Origin of the sequence: Pseudomonas sp. WS 5146, assembly GCF_012985495.1 — a bacterium.
Taxonomy (GTDB): domain Bacteria; phylum Pseudomonadota; class Gammaproteobacteria; order Pseudomonadales; family Pseudomonadaceae; genus Aquipseudomonas; species Aquipseudomonas edaphica.
The window spans coordinates 517,237-532,956 of record NZ_JAAQWL010000002.1; the positions used below are offsets into that span (position 1 = coordinate 517,237).

The following is a 15,720-nucleotide window of genomic DNA, read 5'->3' on the forward strand; positions in this document are numbered from 1 at the left end:
CGGTGGCCTGAGCCGGCCGGGGAGACCGATTTCAGTAATTCTCGAGGGTGGCAGTGGCCAAACCGGGAAAGTCTGTAATCAGGCTATCTACGCCGAAGTCGGCGAGCCTGCGCATCAGCGCAGGTTCGTTGACCGTCCACACGGACACGTGCAAACCCTGACGCTGGGCTTTTTCCAGGCGCTCGGGGGTGCACAACGTCCAGTTCAACGCCAAGTACTCACAGCCGTAGTTCTGCGCGACCTTCAACGGGTCGAGCCAGGCGTATTCGGCCACCAGGCCGCGTGACAGGTCCGGGGTGAGCTCAACCGCCGCTTTTAATACTTCCCGAGAACTTGAGGTCACGGTGACCTTGTCCATCAGGCCATGCCGCACGGCCATCTCGCGGATCGCCAGCACAGTGGTCGCGGCGCGGGTGCGCGAGGCACTTTTGACTTCCAGCTGCCAGTGATCGAAGTCGCACTGTTCGAACAGTTCTTCCAGGCGGGGAATCGGGCACGGTTTGACCCAGCCTGGGCCACCTTTGCGCGCGTCCATCTTTACCAGGTCTGCCGCCGAATACTCGACGACCTTGCCGCGCCGGTCGGCGGTGCGCTTGAGGGTCGGGTCGTGGATCACCATCAACTCGCCGTCCATGGACAGGTGCAAGTCCAGTTCGCAACGGCGTACACCGTGCTTGAGGCACTCCTGAAAGCTGGTCAGGGTGTTTTCCGGTGCTTCGCCTTTGGCACCGCGGTGGCCGTAAATCAGGGTCACAGTTGCTCCTTTGCGCCAGATAGGCTGGCGTGTTCAATACGTATTCAGAGGTCGTCGCTTTGTTCCCGCGCCAGACGGCGTTCCTGTGCCTGTTTCTGCAGGATATAGCGCGCCAGCAACTGGCGTTGGGCGTCGGTCATGGATTCGAACTCCGTGCCCACGTCAAAACCATCGCCTTTGGGCTCGCAATGCGTCACGCGTGCGCGCAACAGCAGGCCGAGCGCCTGGGGCATCAGCACCAGCTTGACCGCCAGGTGCGCGCCGGGCGCCAGCGGCGTGGGGTGCTGGAAGTCGATGCCGCCTTCGGAGATGATCACCGGCTGCGGCGCACCGACCTCATCCAGCAGGCCGCGGGCCATGATCTGGCTGAGCAGGTCCACGCGTTTGTTCTGGACTTTGAGAAAGGCCGCCAGGCTGCGATCTTTCTCGCTGATCTGGCGCAGCAGGTGCTGGGCTTCGAATTCGCTGAGGTGCAGTTCGCTGAGCAGATTGAACAGCGGGGAATCATCCAGCAACACTTCCTTGCTCGCCGCTTCCGGGGCAGGCAGTGTGCTGATTTGAAGTGCGATCATGTCGTCGATACGGTAGTATTCGCGGCGTTCTTCTTCATCTAATGTCGACATGGCGAACCCCAGGTAACGGTAATGGTCAGAGTGTAAAGCTGCTTACCAGACCCCGCCACCGGGACGTCTTCTTTTCCTCCGAACAAGCCCCGACATGTTCAGACCTCTCTTCGTATTTATCGGCACGCGTTATACCCGTGCAAAGCGCCGCAATCATTTTGTGTCGTTCATTTCCCTGACCTCGATGATCGGGCTCGCCTTGGGCGTGGTCGTGATGATCGTGGTGCTGTCGGTGATGAACGGCTTCGATCATGAGATGCGCACCCGCGTGCTGGGCATGGTGCCCCACGCGACCATCGAGTCCGATGAACCCATCAACGACTGGCAAAGCCTGGCCGCCAAGGTCAAGCAGAACCCCAAGGTGGTGGCCGTTGCGCCGTTTACCCAGATGCAGGGGCTGCTGACCAACGACGGCAAGGTGCAGAAGATCCTGCTCAATGGCGTTGACCCGGCCCAGGAACGTAACGTGTCGATCATCGACAAGTTCATGTTGCAGGGCAAACTCGACGACTTGGCACCCGGCAGCTTCGGCATCGTGATCGGCGACAAGGCGGCGGCCAAGCTCGGCGTGGGCATCGGCGACAAGCTGACCTTCGTCGCGCCGGAAGTCACCGTGACCCCGGCCGGCATGTTCCCGCGCATGAAGCGCTTTACCGTGGTCGGCACCTTCCACGTCGGCGCCGGCGAAATCGACGGCTACCTGGGCCTCACCAACCTCACCGACCTGGCCCGCCTGCATCGCTGGCAGCCGGATCAGGTGCAGGGCCTGCGCCTCAAGTTCAACGACCTGTTCGATGCACCGCGCGGCGCGTGGGAAATCGCCCAGCACTTGGGCGACTCGCAGTACTACGCCCGCGACTGGACCCGCACCCACGGCAACCTCTACCAGGCCATCCGCATGGAAAAAGCCATGATTGGCCTGCTGTTGCTGCTGATCGTCGCCGTGGCTGCGTTCAACATCATCTCCACGCTGGTGATGGTGGTGAACGACAAGAAGGGCGATATCGCCATCCTGCGTACCCTTGGCGCCACGCCGGGCCAGATCATGGCGATCTTCATGGTGCAGGGCACCGTGATCGGCGTAGTCGGCACCTTGATCGGCACCGCCGTCGGCATTCTGGCCGCGCTGAACGTCAGCGCCGCCATTGCCGCGCTGGAAAAAGTCATCGGCCACAAGTTTCTCAACGCTGACGTCTACTTCATCGACTACTTGCCGTCCCAGGTTCAGGCCCAGGACGTGTTGATGGTGGGCGGCGCCGCGTTGCTATTGAGTTTCCTTGCCACCCTGTATCCAGCCTGGCGCGCGGCACGCACCCAGCCAGCACAGGCCTTACGTTATGAGTGAATCGGGCATGAGTGAAAAAGCTATCTTGAGCTGCCGCAACCTGGGCAAATCCTACGAGGAAGGCCCGGAGTCGGTAGTGGTGTTGTCCAACCTGCAGCTGGAACTGCACCCGGGCGAGCGCGTGGCGATCGTCGGCAGTTCCGGTTCCGGCAAAAGTACCTTGCTCAACCTGTTGGGCGGCCTGGATACGCCTTCCGAGGGCAGCGTGTGGCTGGCCGGCGAAGAACTGTCGGCACTCGGTGAAAAAGCCCGTGGCCAACTGCGCAACCGTTCGCTCGGTTTTGTGTACCAGTTCCACCACCTGCTGCCGGAATTCACCGCGCTGGAAAACGTGTGCATGCCGCTGCTGATCGGCAAGACTGCGATCCCCGAAGCGCGCCAGCGCGCCAAGGCACTGCTGGAGCGCGTTGGCCTCGGCCATCGCCTGGAGCACAAACCGGCGGAGCTGTCCGGCGGCGAGCGCCAGCGTGTGGCCATCGCCCGTGCCCTGGTCAACAACCCAGGCCTGGTGATGCTCGACGAGCCAACCGGCAACCTCGACTCGCACACCGCGCAAGGCATTAAGGACTTGATGCTGGAACTGAGCACCCAGATGCGCACCGCGTTCCTGGTGGTCACCCATGACATGAGCATGGCCCGCCAGATGGACCGCGTGTTGCACCTGCAGGAAGGTCATCTGGTCGCCATCTGACCCGTTTCAAGCCTGGCTTTTTTAAGCCAGGCTTTTTCATTTTTTTAAACGGTGCCCGCGAATGTTCAGACCGTTATCGATTTTTATCGGCACGCGCTATACCCGCGCCAAGCGCCGCAACCGTTTTGTCTCGTTTATCTCGATGACCTCGATGATCGGCCTCGCCCTGGGCGTGCTGGCGATGATCGTGGTGCTGTCGGTGATGAACGGCTTCCAGCGTGAAATGAGCACGCGCATCCTCGGCATGGTGCCCCACGCCACTATCGTCGGTGTAAACCCGATTGATAACTGGCAGCCCGTGGCCGCCGCCGCGCTGAAGAACCCCGAGGTCACCGCTGCGGTGCCGTTCACACAGATGGACGGCATGTTCTCCTACAAGGGCGCGATGCAGCCGATCGAGATCAGCGGCGTTGACCCGGCCCAGGAAGGCAAGGTGTCGATCGTTGCCCAGCATATCGTGCGCGGCAAACTCGAAGACCTGAAGGCCGGCGAGTTCGGCGTAGTGATCGGCGACATCACCGCACGGCGCTTTCGCCTGAATGTGGGCGACAAGCTGACCCTGATCGTGCCGGAAATCAGCACGGCCGCACCGGGTGGCATCACCCCGCGCATGCAGCGCCTGAACGTGGTCGGTATCTTCAAGGTCGGCGCCGAGCTGGATGGCTCCATGGCCCTGATCAACATGGCCGACGCCGCCGAGATCCAGCATTGGCAGCCGAACCAGGTGCAAAGCGTGCGCCTGGCGGTGAAAGACTTGTACGCGGCCCCCAAGGTTTCGGCCGACATTGCCGCGAGCCTCGGCGCCGACTACAAACCGGATGACTGGACCCACACCCAGGGCAGCCTGTTCAGCGCCATGAAGATGGAAAAGACCATGATCGGCCTGCTGTTGCTGATGATCGTCGCCGTCGCTGCGTTCAACATCATCGCCACGCTGATCATGGTGGTGAACGACAAAGGCGCAGACATCGCGATTTTGCGCACCATCGGCGCCACGCCACGGCAGATCATGGCGATCTTCATGGTGCAGGGCACGGTGATCGGTATCGTCGGCACCTTGATCGGCGGCATGCTGGGCGTGATTGCGGCGCTGAACGTGAGTGAACTGGTGGGCTGGCTGGAGCGCGTGACCGGGCAGCATATCTTCAGTTCGGACGTGTACTTCGTCAGCAACCTGCCTTCCGAGCTGCAAGGCGGCGATGTACTGCTGATTTGCACGGCCGGGTTTGTGTTGAGCTTTATGGCGACGATTTACCCGGCGTATCGGGCGGCGAAGATTGAGCCGGCGCATGCCCTCAGGTATTCGTAAACGCTAAGACCGCTATCGCAGGCAAGCCAGCTCCCACATTTTGATGTGTGAATACATTCGAATGTGGGAGCTGGCTTGCCTGCGATAGGGCCGGCCCAGCTTGCATCAATCCCCCTTGGGCAACTCAATCACAAACCTTGTCCAGCCCATTTCAGACTCACAATAAATCCTCCCTCCATGCGCCCGCACAATCGACTGGGTAATCGCCAACCCCAGCCCAGCATGCTCGCTGCTGCCTTCACGGCGCGCGGGGTCCGCCCGATAGAACCGGTCAAACAATTTAGGTAACAAAGCCGCAGGGATACCTTCCCCTGTATTGGCGACAGTCAGCGTCACAGCCTGTGCGCTTTCCATAATCCGCACCCGCACCTCGCCACCCACCGGGGTAAACCGCAGCGCGTTATCCAGCAAGTTCGACACGGCCCGGCGCAACATACCGCGATCGCCCGCCGTTTGAGCCGTGCCTTCGCACACCAGATTGACCTGCGCGTCTTCGGCCAACAGCGCAAAAAACTCCAGCAACGCCTCCACTTCATCGTGCAGCGCCAGCGCTTCGCGCTTGGGCATCAGCAGGCCATGGTCGGCTTTGGCCAGGTACAACATGTCATTCACCAACTGCGCCATCCACTGCAACTCCTCCAGGTTGCTGTGCAGCGCCTCGCGGTAGTCCTCCAGCGGGCGCGGCTGGGTGAGGATCACCTGGGTGTGGGTCAGCAGGTTCGACAGGGGCGTGCGCAGTTCATGAGCGATATCGGCGGAGAAAGACGAGAGGCGCTGGAACGCGTCGTCGAGCCGTCCCAGCATCGCGTTAAACGCTTGGGCGAGTTCGGCCAGTTCCACCGGCATTTGCGCCTGGGGCAAGCGTTGGGTCAGGGAGTGGGCCGACACGCCGGCGGCCACTTCACTCATGCGCCGTAACGGCCGCAGCCCGCTGCGCGCTGCCCATGCGCCGAGCAGCGCGGTGGCCAGGGCGGACAAGCCGACCGTGAGCCAGATCAACCGCTGCATGCGTTGCAGAAAGTGCTGGTGGTGCGTGATGTCGAGGATCAGCGTCACTTGCGGCGAGCCGGGTTGGCCCGCCAGCAACGGCGCGTTGTACACGCGGTAGTCGGTGCCCGCGTTTTGCAGGCTGTGCAGGCCGGGTGCTGCGGGCAGCGTGACGCTCGGCGCGCCATCAAACCAGCGTTGGCCGGCGGCGCTGATGCGCAAGGCGAGGTCCGGCTGGCGGCTGAGTTCGGCACGCAGTTGCGCTTCTCGCGGGGTGAAGGACGCCAGTGAGTCGACACCCTGCAAGGTGCTGCGCAGCGCGATCAGTTTGCCGTCGAGTTGCTGCTGGTCCAGCTCGATAAAGTGCGCTTCGCTGGCCTGGTTGAACAACACGCCAGCGATGAGCGAGACCACCGCCGTACAGCCGGCAAATAACAGGGCCAGACGGCTGGCCAGGGACAGGCGCGCAATCAATTGCACCGTTCCTCCAGCACATAGCCCATGCCGCGCACGGTGTGGATCAGCTTGGTGGGGAAGTTGTCGTCGACTTTAAGGCGCAAGCGGCGGATCGCCACTTCGATGATATTGGTGTCACTGTCGAAATTCATGTCCCACACCTGGGAGGCAATCAGGCTCTTGGGCAGCACTTCACCCTGGCGGCGCAGCAGCAGTTCGAGCAAGGCGAACTCCTTGGCGGTGAGGTCGATACGCTGGCCGCCGCGCTCGACGCGGCGGCGGATCAGGTCCAGGCGCAGGTCGGCCAGTTGCAGCGTGGTTTCCTGCGGGGTGCTGCTGCCACGGCGCAACAGGCTGCGCACCCGCGCCAGCAATTCGGAAAAGGCGAAAGGCTTGACCAGGTAATCGTCGGCGCCCAGCTCCAGGCCGTGCACACGGTCTTCCACGGCGTCGCGGGCGGTGAGGAACAACACCGGGATTTCCAGGCCGGCACTGCGCACCGCGTGCAGGATTTGCCAGCCGTCGCGGCCGGGCAGCATCACGTCGAGGATCAGCAGATCGTAATCGCCGGTCAGGGCCAAATGCTGCCCACTCGTGCCGTCGGCCACCAACTCGGTGGTAAAGCCAGCCTCGGTCAGGCCCTGGCGCAGGTAGTGGCCGGTTTTCGGTTGGTCTTCAACGATCAGCAGTTTCATGGGCAACTCGTGGCAACAGGTGGCGATGGGCTTTATACCGTGGGCGGCAGCGTCAGGGCGTAACCTGACAAAGTTGTAATCTAGCAGTCAGCTGGCTGGCAGCAGAGCCATCTTAAAGTGCTGACCAAGCTGGACACACTTTTTTGGAGAAGCGTCATGGCGTTGCGTACACCTCTGTTATTGGCGGGCTGTTTGTTGGCATTGAGCGTTAATGCAATGGCTGATGAGGCTCACACCTACGCGTTTGGTCACCCGGCACCGGCCGATAAAGCCACGCGCACCGTAGAAGTAACCCTGCAGGACATTTCCTTTTCGCCCAAGGCTCTGGATGTAAAAGCCGGTGAGACCGTGCGCTTTGTGCTGGTCAACAAAGGCCAGTTGCTGCACGAGTTCAACCTGGGTGATGCGGCGATGCACGCCGAACACCAAAAAGAAATGCTCAAGATGCAGGCCAGCGGCATGCTCACGGCCACCGGCATGGGCAAGATGGACCACGCCGCCATGGGGCATGGCGATATGGGCGAGATGGGTGGCATGAAGCATGACGACCCCAACAGCGTGCTGGTGGAACCGGGCAAGACCGCCGAGCTGACCTGGACCTTCAACAAGGCCACCGGTCTTGAGTTTGCCTGCAACATTGCGGGGCATTATCAGGCGGGCATGGTCGGCAAGCTGACCGTTGAGTGAGGCGATTCTTAAGGGCGGGAGCAAAGGCTGGTAGACTGGCGCGGTTTATTTAGCCAGGTTTCCGCCATGCATCCCGCAGCCGAACATTCGCCGCTGGGCAAGTCCAGTGAATACATCTCTACCTACACGCCGTCGTTGCTGTTCCCGATCCCTCGCGCCGCCAAATGGGCCGAGCTGGGCCTGACTGCCGAAACCCTGCCTTATAAGGGCGTGGATTTCTGGAACTGCTTCGAACTGTCGTGGCTGCTGCCATCCGGTAAGCCGGTGGTGGCCATCGGTGAATTCAGCATCCCGGCCGAGTCGCCGAACATCATCGAGTCCAAATCTTTCAAGCTGTACCTAAACTCGCTGAACCAGACCGCGTTTGCCGACACGCAAAGCCTGGAAGCCACCTTGCGCACCGACCTCAGCGCCGCCGCCGGCCTGCCTGTGAGTGTGCGCATCCGCAGCCTGGCCGAGGTTGAGGCCGAAGGCGTGATGGCGTTGCCGGGCGCGTGCATCGACGACCTGGACATCAGTGTCAGCAACTACGAGCACCCGCGCCCGGAACTGCTGCGTTGCGACGACTCGCGCATTATCGAGGAGAGCGTGCACAGCCACCTGCTCAAATCCAACTGCCCGGTCACCAGCCAGCCGGATTGGGGCAGCGTGGTGGTGGAATACCGTGGTCACGCGTTGGATCACGCCAGTTTGCTGGAATATATCGTGAGCTTTCGCCAGCACTCGGACTTTCATGAACAGTGCGTGGAGCGCATCTTTTTGGACTTGCAGCGGTTGCTCAAGCCAGAGAAGTTGACGGTGTATGCGCGCTATGTGCGGCGCGGTGGGTTGGATATCAACCCGTATCGCAGCACTGAGAATGTGCAGTTCCAGAACGTGCGCCTGGCGCGTCAGTAGCCGTCACACAAAACAAATGTGGGAGCTGGCTTGCCTGCGATAGCGGCCCATCAGTCATACATCGGGTGACTGATATACCGCCATCGCAGGCAAGCCAGCTCCCACATTTTGGTTCTGTGTTTGGCTTGGGGCCGGGTTAGATCCCCATGTTGCCCAAGGTGATCATGATATTGCGCAATGTCCCGGAAATGACCGGGTGTTCAGCATCGAACTCTATGGCTGCTTGATTCACATCGTCGGAAATACTGGGCGTTTGGGTGGCCGGTTCAAGTTCGAGTTGTAATTCGAACTTGGCAATCAAGGCTTCCAGTGCTTCACGTTTTTCTTCAGACAGCGGCGGTTGCTGTTCCAACTGCCCGCGCAGGATGTTGACCTGTTCTTCAAGCTTTATGCGGTCAGGCATGACGTTCTTCCTTTTATCGATAGGCACTGGCATAGACCGCGGCACGCCGTGAAAGGTCTACGGGCTGACCTGTAGATTAATCCACCGGCGCCTTGAGTGCATGATCTCTATCAGGGCTTCTCGCCTTTAAGCTGGCGCAGGCTGATATCCGCCAGGCAGGTGCCCAGCTCGCCAAGGTGATCGATCACCGAATGCACGCCCAGCCCATACAGCGCCACCGTGGCTTTGCCGCGCTTGTGCTCGCGCTGTTGTTCGGTCAACGCCTGCCATTGCTCAGGTGACAGGCCGCACAGCGAGCCGCAGGACGCCAGGCCGATGGTCCATAACCCGGCATTCAGGCCTGATTGCAGCAAACGCGGCTCGCCGCTGACCAGCACACAGCCTTCGAGGCGTTCGATATTCAGTGCCATCAAGGCTTGCCAGCAGGCATGTGGCGCCGGCCAGCGGAGGGAGGAGGGCGGTGTTGCCTTCACCCAGTCGGGCAATGCGGCCGACAGGGGTGTGGTCACCGAGGCGGGCAGCTCATCCAGCCAGGCGCAGGGCACGCCTTGGTCCTTGAGGCTGCGCAGAATCTTCAGCGCGCCGGGCGTGGCCTGGGAGTCGGGGCAGGGCGAGTCTGTGCGGGCCTGGGAACCGAAATCCACCAGGCAGCCACTCAGGCCAAACAGCACGGCAGTCAAGGTGGGGGCGCTGGCTATGGCAATTTCGGCGTGAGGCATTTCGACTTCCCTGAAATAGCTACGACGCTATCCGGGCTGCATGACAAGCGGATGACACTTAACCTGTTTGTAGGAATTTTGTGCATTTTGCGTATGTCGATTCCTCGTTACTGCCTAAATCCACACATCCGTCATATACTGACGGTCTTATTCAGGGCATAGCGCCCATGACAGATCATTCAAGGAGCCAAAGCTATGCGCTGGAGCCAGTACTTCGCTCAGCTATCTGTGTGTGCAACTATCCTGCTCGCCCCCTTCGCGGCCCAGGCTGCGTCGGAAGACGATCCATGGGAAAGCGTCAACCGCCCGATCTTCACCTTCAACGACACCGTTGATACCTACGCGCTCAAGCCGATTGCCCAGGGTTATCAATTTGTAACCCCGCAATTTGTGCAAGACGGCATCCACAACTTCTTCCGCAACATCGGCGATGTCGGCAACCTGGCCAACAACGTGCTGCAGCTCAAGCCGCACGCCGCTGGTGTGGACACTGCCCGCCTGTTGATGAACACCACCTTCGGCGTGCTTGGCTTTGTTGATGTGGGCACCAAAATGGGGCTGCAACGCAGCGATGAAGACTTCGGCCAGACCCTCGGCTACTGGGGCGTCGGCAGCGGTCCTTACGTGATGCTGCCGCTGCTCGGCCCAAGCACCCTGCGTGATGCGCCGTCCAAATACGTCGACAGCTACACCCAACCGTACCGCTATATGAACGATATCGGCTGGCGCAACAGCACCTTCGGCCTGAACATCGTTGATACCCGTGCCAGCCTGCTCGACAGCGAGAAGCTGATCACGGGCGACAAATACACCTTTATCCGTAACGCTTACCTGCAGAACCGTGAGTTCAAGGTAAAAGACGGCAAGGTCGTCGACGACTTTTAAGCCGTGACGTTTTGAAATGAAAAAAGGCGACCTCTATAGGTCGCCTTTTTTGTGCGCGTTTTTCAGCGCATTTTCAAGATCCTGAGGCCCAGGTGCTGGCGCTCGCCTTCGTTTTTGGCCCACACCACCTCGGTGTCCGCCTCCAGGCCCGTGAGGGCGGCATGTTCCGAATCGATGCGCACGGTCAGTTGGTCTCCCACCTGAAACTGGCGAGGTGCCTCAACCTGCATGCCGGAGCTGGAAAGGTCCACACAAACCCCGGCAATCTCTTGCCCCGCGTGGATCAGCGCCACATCGGCATCCACGCGCATGCGGATGAAATCGCGTTTTTCGTCGTAGCCGCGCTCATGTTCGCTCACGGGTTCCATCCTTACTTTGTGTTGTGGTGGTGACTGTTCTTATAACTCCCGGTGATTTGCGGTGTAAAGACGCCCGGCGACCATCGGCATGAGCTTGAAACCCCTGACGGATGGGAGTACCGTCTGCGCCTTAGAAGGGCACCTCTGCTTTACCGTTGTGCATGGGAGAAATCCCAGTACTTTGTAGGACAGAGAGGCTAGAAAGCGAATCCAGTACGTGAGCCCGGCCATTGCCGAGCCGCCTACGCCAACCTAATTCTGGCGCCGTTTGCCCACATGCAAAAAACCAGTGCCACGCTGCTGATAATCGATGACGACGAAGTAGTGCGCGCGAGCCTCGCGGCCTATTTGGAAGACAGTGGCTTCAGCGTCCTGCAGGCCAGTAATGGCCAACAGGGTCTCCAGGTGTTCGAGCGCGACAAGCCCGACCTCGTGATCTGCGACCTGCGCATGCCCCAAATGGGCGGCCTCGAGCTGATTCGCCAGGTAACCGAGCGTGCGCCGCAGACGCCAGTGATTGTTGTGTCCGGTGCCGGCGTAATGAACGATGCTGTAGAGGCCCTGCGCCTGGGTGCTGCCGACTACCTGATCAAGCCCCTGGAAGACCTGGCGGTGCTGGAGCATTCGGTGCGCCGCGCGCTGGACCGTGCTCGCCTGCTGCTGGAAAACCAGCGCTACCGCGAAAAGCTCGAAACCGCCAACCGCGAACTCGAAGCCAGCCTCAATTTGCTCCAGGAAGACCAGAACGCCGGTCGCCAGGTGCAGATGAACATGCTGCCGGTGAGCCCGTGGACCATCGACGAATTCAAGTTTGCGCACCAGATCATCCCGTCGCTGTACCTGTCGGGTGATTTTGTCGACTACTTCCGCGTCGATGAGCGACGTGTGGCGTTCTACCTGGCCGACGTGTCCGGCCACGGCGCTTCTTCTGCGTTTGTTACCGTGTTGTTGAAATTCATGACCACACGGCTGTTGTTCGAATCCAAGCGCAATGGCACCTTGCCGGAGTTCACCCCCTCCGAGGTGCTGGGCCACATCAACCGAGGCCTGATCAGCTGCAAGCTGGGCAAGCACGTGACGATGGTTGGCGGCGTGATTGATGAAGAAACCGGTCTTTTGACCTACAGCATCGGCGGTCACCTGCCGATGCCGGTTTTATACACTCCCGACAGTGTGCGTTACCTGGAAGGCCGTGGTCTGCCGGTGGGCTTGTTTAACGAAGCCACCTACGAAGACCACATCCTGGAATTGCCGCCGACGTTCAGCCTCACGCTGATGTCCGACGGCATACTGGACCTTCTTCCAGAGCCTACACTCAAAGAGAAAGAAGCCGCCTTGCCCCAAAAGGTCAAGTCGGCGGGCGGCAGCCTGGATGGCCTGCGGCAGGTTTTTGGATTGTCCACGCTAGGGGAGATGCCGGATGATATCGCCCTATTGGTGTTGAGCAGGAATCTTTGATGAGTACCGGAAGAATCCAATTCGCCGAGCAAGACGGGACCTTCGTCCTGAAGTTTGTCGGTGAAGTGCGCCTGACCTTGTGTTCGGCGCTGGATGCGACGATTGAGCGGATCTTCACCGCGCTGAACTTCTCAGCGATCGTGATCGATCTGACCGAAACCCGCAGCATCGATAGCACCACCCTTGGCCTGCTGGCCAAGTTGTCCATTCTGTCTCGGCAGAAGGTCGGCCTGTTGCCGACCGTCGTCACCACCCACGAAGACATCACCCGGCTGTTGCAGTCCATGGGCTTTGACCAGGTGTTCAACATCGTTGACCGCCCGATCCCCTGCCCGGAATGCCTAACCGACCTGCCTTCGCAAGACCAGTCCGAGGAAATCGTACGGGTCAAGGTGCTGGAAGCGCACAAGATCCTGATGGGCCTGAACGAGTCCAACCGCGAAGCCTTCCACGACCTGGTCAATGCCCTAGAACGCCACTAGGCCCCAGACTTGAAACCCCGTCCAATGTGGGAGCTGGCTTGCCTGCGATAGCGGTGTGTCAGCCACCTATTCATTGCTGACCCACCGCTATCGCAGGCAAGCCAGCTCCCACAGTTTGAACGGTGACTGGTTTGAGAACTGCGAACCACAAAAAAGGGCGGCACCCTCACAGGTGCCGCCCTTTTTGTCGTCGCCTGCCTTACAGCTTGGCAGTCAACAACGCCTCCAGCTTCTCCTGGTCCCGAGCAAACTGACGAATCCCCTCCGCCAGTTTCTCAGTCGCCATTGCGTCCTCGTTGGACTCCCAACGGAACTGCGCTTCAGTCAAATGCACCCGCGCTTCACCGGCATGGCCTGGCGACAGCTTGCGCTCCAGCTTGCCTTCATCCGCCGCCAGCTTCTCCAGCAGGTCCGGGCTGATGGTCAGGCGATCACAGCCGGCCAGCTCTTCAATCTGGCTGAGGTTACGGAAGCTCGCACCCATCACTACAGTTTTATAGCCATTGGCCTTGTAGTAGTTGTAGATGCGCGTTACCGACACAACGCCTGGGTCTTCAGCGCCGGTGTAGTCGTTGCCGTTAGCCTTCTTGTACCAGTCATAGATACGGCCTACAAACGGCGAAATCAGGAACACACCGGCTTCGGCGCAGGCCACGGCCTGGGCAAACGAAAACAGCAGTGTCAGGTTGGTTTGAATGCCTTCTTTTTCCAGCTTCTCCGCTGCGCGGATGCCTTCCCAGGTGGAGGCGATCTTGATCAGCACGCGGTCACGGCCTACGCCGGCTTTGTCGTACAGGTCGATCAGGCGGTGCGCACGCTTGAGAATCGCGGCTTCATCGAACGACAAACGCGCATCCACCTCGGTGGAAATACGCCCCGGCACGACTTTGAGAATCTCTTGACCTACCGCCACCGCAAAACGGTCGCTGGCCAGGCCCACGTCACCGTTGCAGTCCTTCACAGCCTCATCCAGCAGCGTGGCATAGCCTGGAATCGACGCCGCCTTGAGCAGCAGGGAAGGGTTAGTGGTGGCGTCTTGCGGCTTGAGCTTGGCGAGTGTGGAGAAATCGCCGGTATCGGCTACAACGGTGGTGAATTGCTTGAGTTGTTCCAGCTTGGAAGTCATGGGCGTGCTCTGTCCTGTGGGTCTGATGACATTACCCGAGCGCCGACAAGCGCTCAAGGGCGCAAATACATTCAGTCGTTTGCGAGGGCAACAACCTGAAAACAGCCGTTTGAATGCCCCGTCTTGGTGCTAAATAGGAGACCAAAACCCCCGACAGGTTCAACCCAAGTTCCCCCAACCCACGCGGCCCCGTGTGAGAGCTGGCTTCCTGTGGCGAGCAGCCTTGCTGTGGCGAGCAGGCTTGCCCTGCGTTGGGCTGCGAAGCAGCCCCAGTAAGGCGATCGAGTTTTTCATTCAGAACGCCGTCATAGTCATCAGGGCCGCTACGCACCCCAACGCAGGGCAAGCCTGCTCGCCACAACAGCCCAGCCACCGACCAACCCTGACACCCATCACCCAAAACGGTGGGAGCTGGCTTGCCTGCAATAACGCCAGCCCAGCCACCAACCACCCCCTGACACCCTGCACTCAAACTGTGGGAGCTGGCTTGCCTGCGATAACGCCAGCCCAGCCACCACCCAACCCCCTGACACCCCGCACTCAAACTGTGGGAGCTGGCTTGCCTGCGATGACGCCAGCCCAGCCACCAACCAACTCCCTGACACCCCGCACTCAAACTGTGGGAGCTGGCTTGCCTGCGATAACGCCAGCCCAGCCACCAACCAACCCCCTGACACCCTGCACTCAAGCCTGTGGGAGCGGGCTTGCTCGCGAAAGCGGCCTGTCAGCCTCCAAATAAACCAACTGACACCCAACCCCTCACCGCCCCTCCAACAACTCCCCAGCCTGATCCAACAAAGCCAACGGATCACTCGCCTTATGAATATCCACCGACAACAACTGCCTGAACCGCCGAGCCCCCGGAAACCCGGTCCCCAACCCCAACACATGCCGAGTAATGTGATGCATCGCACCACCGCTCGCCAAATACTCCGCAATATAAGGCCGCAACAACGCCAACACCTGCGCCCGACTCACCACCGGCGCCTCACTCCCAAACAACCGCTGATCCACCTCCGCCAACACATACGGATTGTGATAAGCCTCCCGCCCCAACATCACCCCATCAAACACCTGCAAATGCTCCTGGCACTGCTCCAGCGTCTTGATCCCACCATTCAACACAATCTCCAACGCCGGGAAATCCTGCTTCAACTGCGCCGCCACGTCATACCGCAACGGCGGAATGTCGCGATTCTCCTTCGGCGACAACCCCTCCAGAATCGCAATCCGCGCATGCACCGTAAAACTGGTACACCCCGCATCCCTCACCGTGCCAACGAAATCACACAGCTCGGCATAACTGTCCCGCCCATTGATCCCGATACGATGCTTCACCGTCACCGGAATCGACACCGCATCCCGCATCGCCTTCACGCAATCCGCCACCAGCGCCGGGTGCGCCATCAAGATCGCGCCGATCATATTGTTCTGCACCCGATCACTCGGGCAGCCGACGTTCAAGTTCACTTCATCGTAACCGGCAGCCTCAGCCATACGCGCGCAGGCGGCCAGGTCGGCGGGGACGCTGCCGCCCAACTGCAGCGCAAGCGGGTGCTCGGCTTCGTTGTGACGCAGGAAACGGTCGTGGTCGCCGTGGAGGATCGCGCCGGTGGTGACCATCTCGGTGTAGAGCAGGGCGTGCTTGGAGAGCAGGCGCAGGAAGAACCGGCAGTGGCGGTCGGTCCAATCCATCATGGGGGCAACGCTAAATCGCCGAGACAGTGCAGAGCTTGTGTTCTTTGGCTGAGTGACTGTTTTAGCTAGCATTTTTCTCTGCGTATTCTGGGCCGTTTTTAGGCGTTTTCAGACGTTTTTTTAAGGCCGGTGGTAAAATGTACCAC

General features: G+C 60.2%; 17 protein-coding genes. 8 read left to right on the top strand and 9 right to left on the bottom strand.

Annotated elements, in window-relative coordinates:
• Positions 1 to 31 precede the first annotated feature (31 nt).
• Together HBO41_RS06920 and HBO41_RS06925 are read right to left on the bottom strand one after the other, a co-directional pair.
• Positions 32 to 754, bottom strand: coding sequence for a glycerophosphodiester phosphodiesterase (locus HBO41_RS06920; protein WP_017137433.1), 723 nt, complete (start codon positions 752 to 754; stop codon positions 32 to 34).
• A gap of 44 nt (positions 755 to 798) precedes the next feature.
• Positions 799 to 1,377 (bottom strand): PilZ domain-containing protein, encoded by a 579-nt coding sequence (locus HBO41_RS06925; protein ID WP_169985564.1) that lies wholly within the window; start codon positions 1,375 to 1,377, stop codon positions 799 to 801.
• A gap of 94 nt (positions 1,378 to 1,471) precedes the next feature.
• Between HBO41_RS06925 and HBO41_RS06930 the strand changes: the two genes are divergently transcribed.
• The 3 genes from HBO41_RS06930 to HBO41_RS06940 all read left to right on the top strand — a co-directional run bounded on the left by HBO41_RS06930 (position 1,472) and on the right by HBO41_RS06940 (position 4,722).
• Positions 1,472 to 2,722: a lipoprotein-releasing ABC transporter permease subunit gene (locus tag HBO41_RS06930; RefSeq protein WP_017137435.1), complete on the top strand. Its 1,251-nt coding sequence runs from the start codon at positions 1,472 to 1,474 to the stop codon at positions 2,720 to 2,722.
• Positions 2,723 to 2,729: 7 nt separating this feature from the next.
• Entirely contained in the window at positions 2,730 to 3,413 is a 684-nt protein-coding gene (gene lolD / locus HBO41_RS06935; protein ID WP_020372695.1) for a lipoprotein-releasing ABC transporter ATP-binding protein LolD, read from the top strand.
• A gap of 61 nt (positions 3,414 to 3,474) precedes the next feature.
• Complete coding sequence (locus HBO41_RS06940; protein WP_169985566.1) at positions 3,475 to 4,722, top strand: lipoprotein-releasing ABC transporter permease subunit; 1,248 nt, start codon at positions 3,475 to 3,477, stop codon at positions 4,720 to 4,722.
• A 105-nt stretch (positions 4,723 to 4,827) separates the two neighbouring features.
• On the opposite strand, the gene HBO41_RS06945 is transcribed toward HBO41_RS06940, so the two are convergent.
• On the bottom strand, positions 4,828 to 6,183 hold the full coding sequence (locus HBO41_RS06945; RefSeq protein ID WP_169985855.1) for a heavy metal sensor histidine kinase: 1,356 nt from the start codon (positions 6,181 to 6,183) through the stop codon (positions 4,828 to 4,830).
• On the bottom strand, positions 6,180 to 6,860 hold the full coding sequence (locus tag HBO41_RS06950; RefSeq protein WP_169985568.1) for a heavy metal response regulator transcription factor: 681 nt from the start codon (positions 6,858 to 6,860) through the stop codon (positions 6,180 to 6,182). The genes HBO41_RS06945 and HBO41_RS06950 overlap by 4 nt, the downstream gene beginning before the upstream one ends.
• A 156-nt stretch (positions 6,861 to 7,016) precedes the next feature.
• On the opposite strand from HBO41_RS06950, the gene HBO41_RS06955 reads away from it, so the two are divergent.
• Both HBO41_RS06955 and queF read left to right on the top strand, forming a co-directional pair.
• Positions 7,017 to 7,547 carry a plastocyanin/azurin family copper-binding protein gene (locus HBO41_RS06955; protein WP_026013731.1) on the top strand — a complete coding sequence of 177 codons (531 nt, stop codon included), beginning with the start codon at positions 7,017 to 7,019 and terminating at the stop codon, positions 7,545 to 7,547.
• Between the two features lie 66 nt (positions 7,548 to 7,613).
• Positions 7,614 to 8,444 carry an NADPH-dependent 7-cyano-7-deazaguanine reductase QueF gene (gene queF, locus HBO41_RS06960; protein ID WP_169985570.1) on the top strand — a complete coding sequence of 277 codons (831 nt, stop codon included), beginning with the start codon at positions 7,614 to 7,616 and terminating at the stop codon, positions 8,442 to 8,444.
• Positions 8,445 to 8,580: 136 nt separating this feature from the next.
• Here queF and HBO41_RS06965 read toward each other — a convergent pair whose 3' ends face one another.
• Entirely contained in the window at positions 8,581 to 8,847 is a 267-nt protein-coding gene (locus HBO41_RS06965; RefSeq protein ID WP_017137441.1) for a DUF4404 family protein, read from the bottom strand.
• 110 nt (positions 8,848 to 8,957) lie between these two features.
• Positions 8,958 to 9,566 carry a phosphatase gene (locus HBO41_RS06970; RefSeq protein WP_099548682.1) on the bottom strand — a complete coding sequence of 203 codons (609 nt, stop codon included), beginning with the start codon at positions 9,564 to 9,566 and terminating at the stop codon, positions 8,958 to 8,960.
• A 195-nt stretch (positions 9,567 to 9,761) separates the two neighbouring features.
• Between HBO41_RS06970 and HBO41_RS06975 the strand changes: the two genes are divergently transcribed.
• Complete coding sequence (locus HBO41_RS06975) at positions 9,762 to 10,451, top strand: VacJ family lipoprotein (protein WP_065929195.1); 690 nt, start codon at positions 9,762 to 9,764, stop codon at positions 10,449 to 10,451.
• A gap of 62 nt (positions 10,452 to 10,513) precedes the next feature.
• Here the strand turns inward: HBO41_RS06975 and HBO41_RS06980 are convergent, their stop codons facing one another.
• Positions 10,514 to 10,810, bottom strand: coding sequence for a PilZ domain-containing protein (locus HBO41_RS06980; RefSeq protein ID WP_017137444.1), 297 nt, complete (start codon positions 10,808 to 10,810; stop codon positions 10,514 to 10,516).
• Between the two features lie 276 nt (positions 10,811 to 11,086).
• Here HBO41_RS06980 and rssB point away from each other — a divergent pair, with 276 nt between their 5' ends.
• Together rssB and rssC are read left to right on the top strand one after the other, a co-directional pair.
• Positions 11,087 to 12,268: a two-component system response regulator RssB gene (gene rssB / locus HBO41_RS06985; protein WP_099548684.1), complete on the top strand. Its 1,182-nt coding sequence runs from the start codon at positions 11,087 to 11,089 to the stop codon at positions 12,266 to 12,268.
• Positions 12,268 to 12,750, top strand: coding sequence for an anti-sigma factor antagonist RssC (rssC, locus tag HBO41_RS06990; protein WP_010212025.1), 483 nt, complete (start codon positions 12,268 to 12,270; stop codon positions 12,748 to 12,750). The genes rssB and rssC overlap by 1 nt, the downstream gene beginning before the upstream one ends.
• A 199-nt stretch (positions 12,751 to 12,949) precedes the next feature.
• On the opposite strand, the gene tal is transcribed toward rssC, so the two are convergent.
• A complete protein-coding gene (tal, locus tag HBO41_RS06995) occupies positions 12,950 to 13,876 on the bottom strand; it encodes a transaldolase (RefSeq protein WP_138454296.1) in 927 nt (308 codons plus the stop codon).
• A gap of 759 nt (positions 13,877 to 14,635) precedes the next feature.
• Positions 14,636 to 15,646, bottom strand: a complete 1,011-nt coding sequence (dusA, locus tag HBO41_RS07000; protein ID WP_169985571.1) for a tRNA dihydrouridine(20/20a) synthase DusA — start codon at positions 15,644 to 15,646, stop codon at positions 14,636 to 14,638.
• Between the last annotated feature and the right edge of the window lie 74 nt (positions 15,647 to 15,720).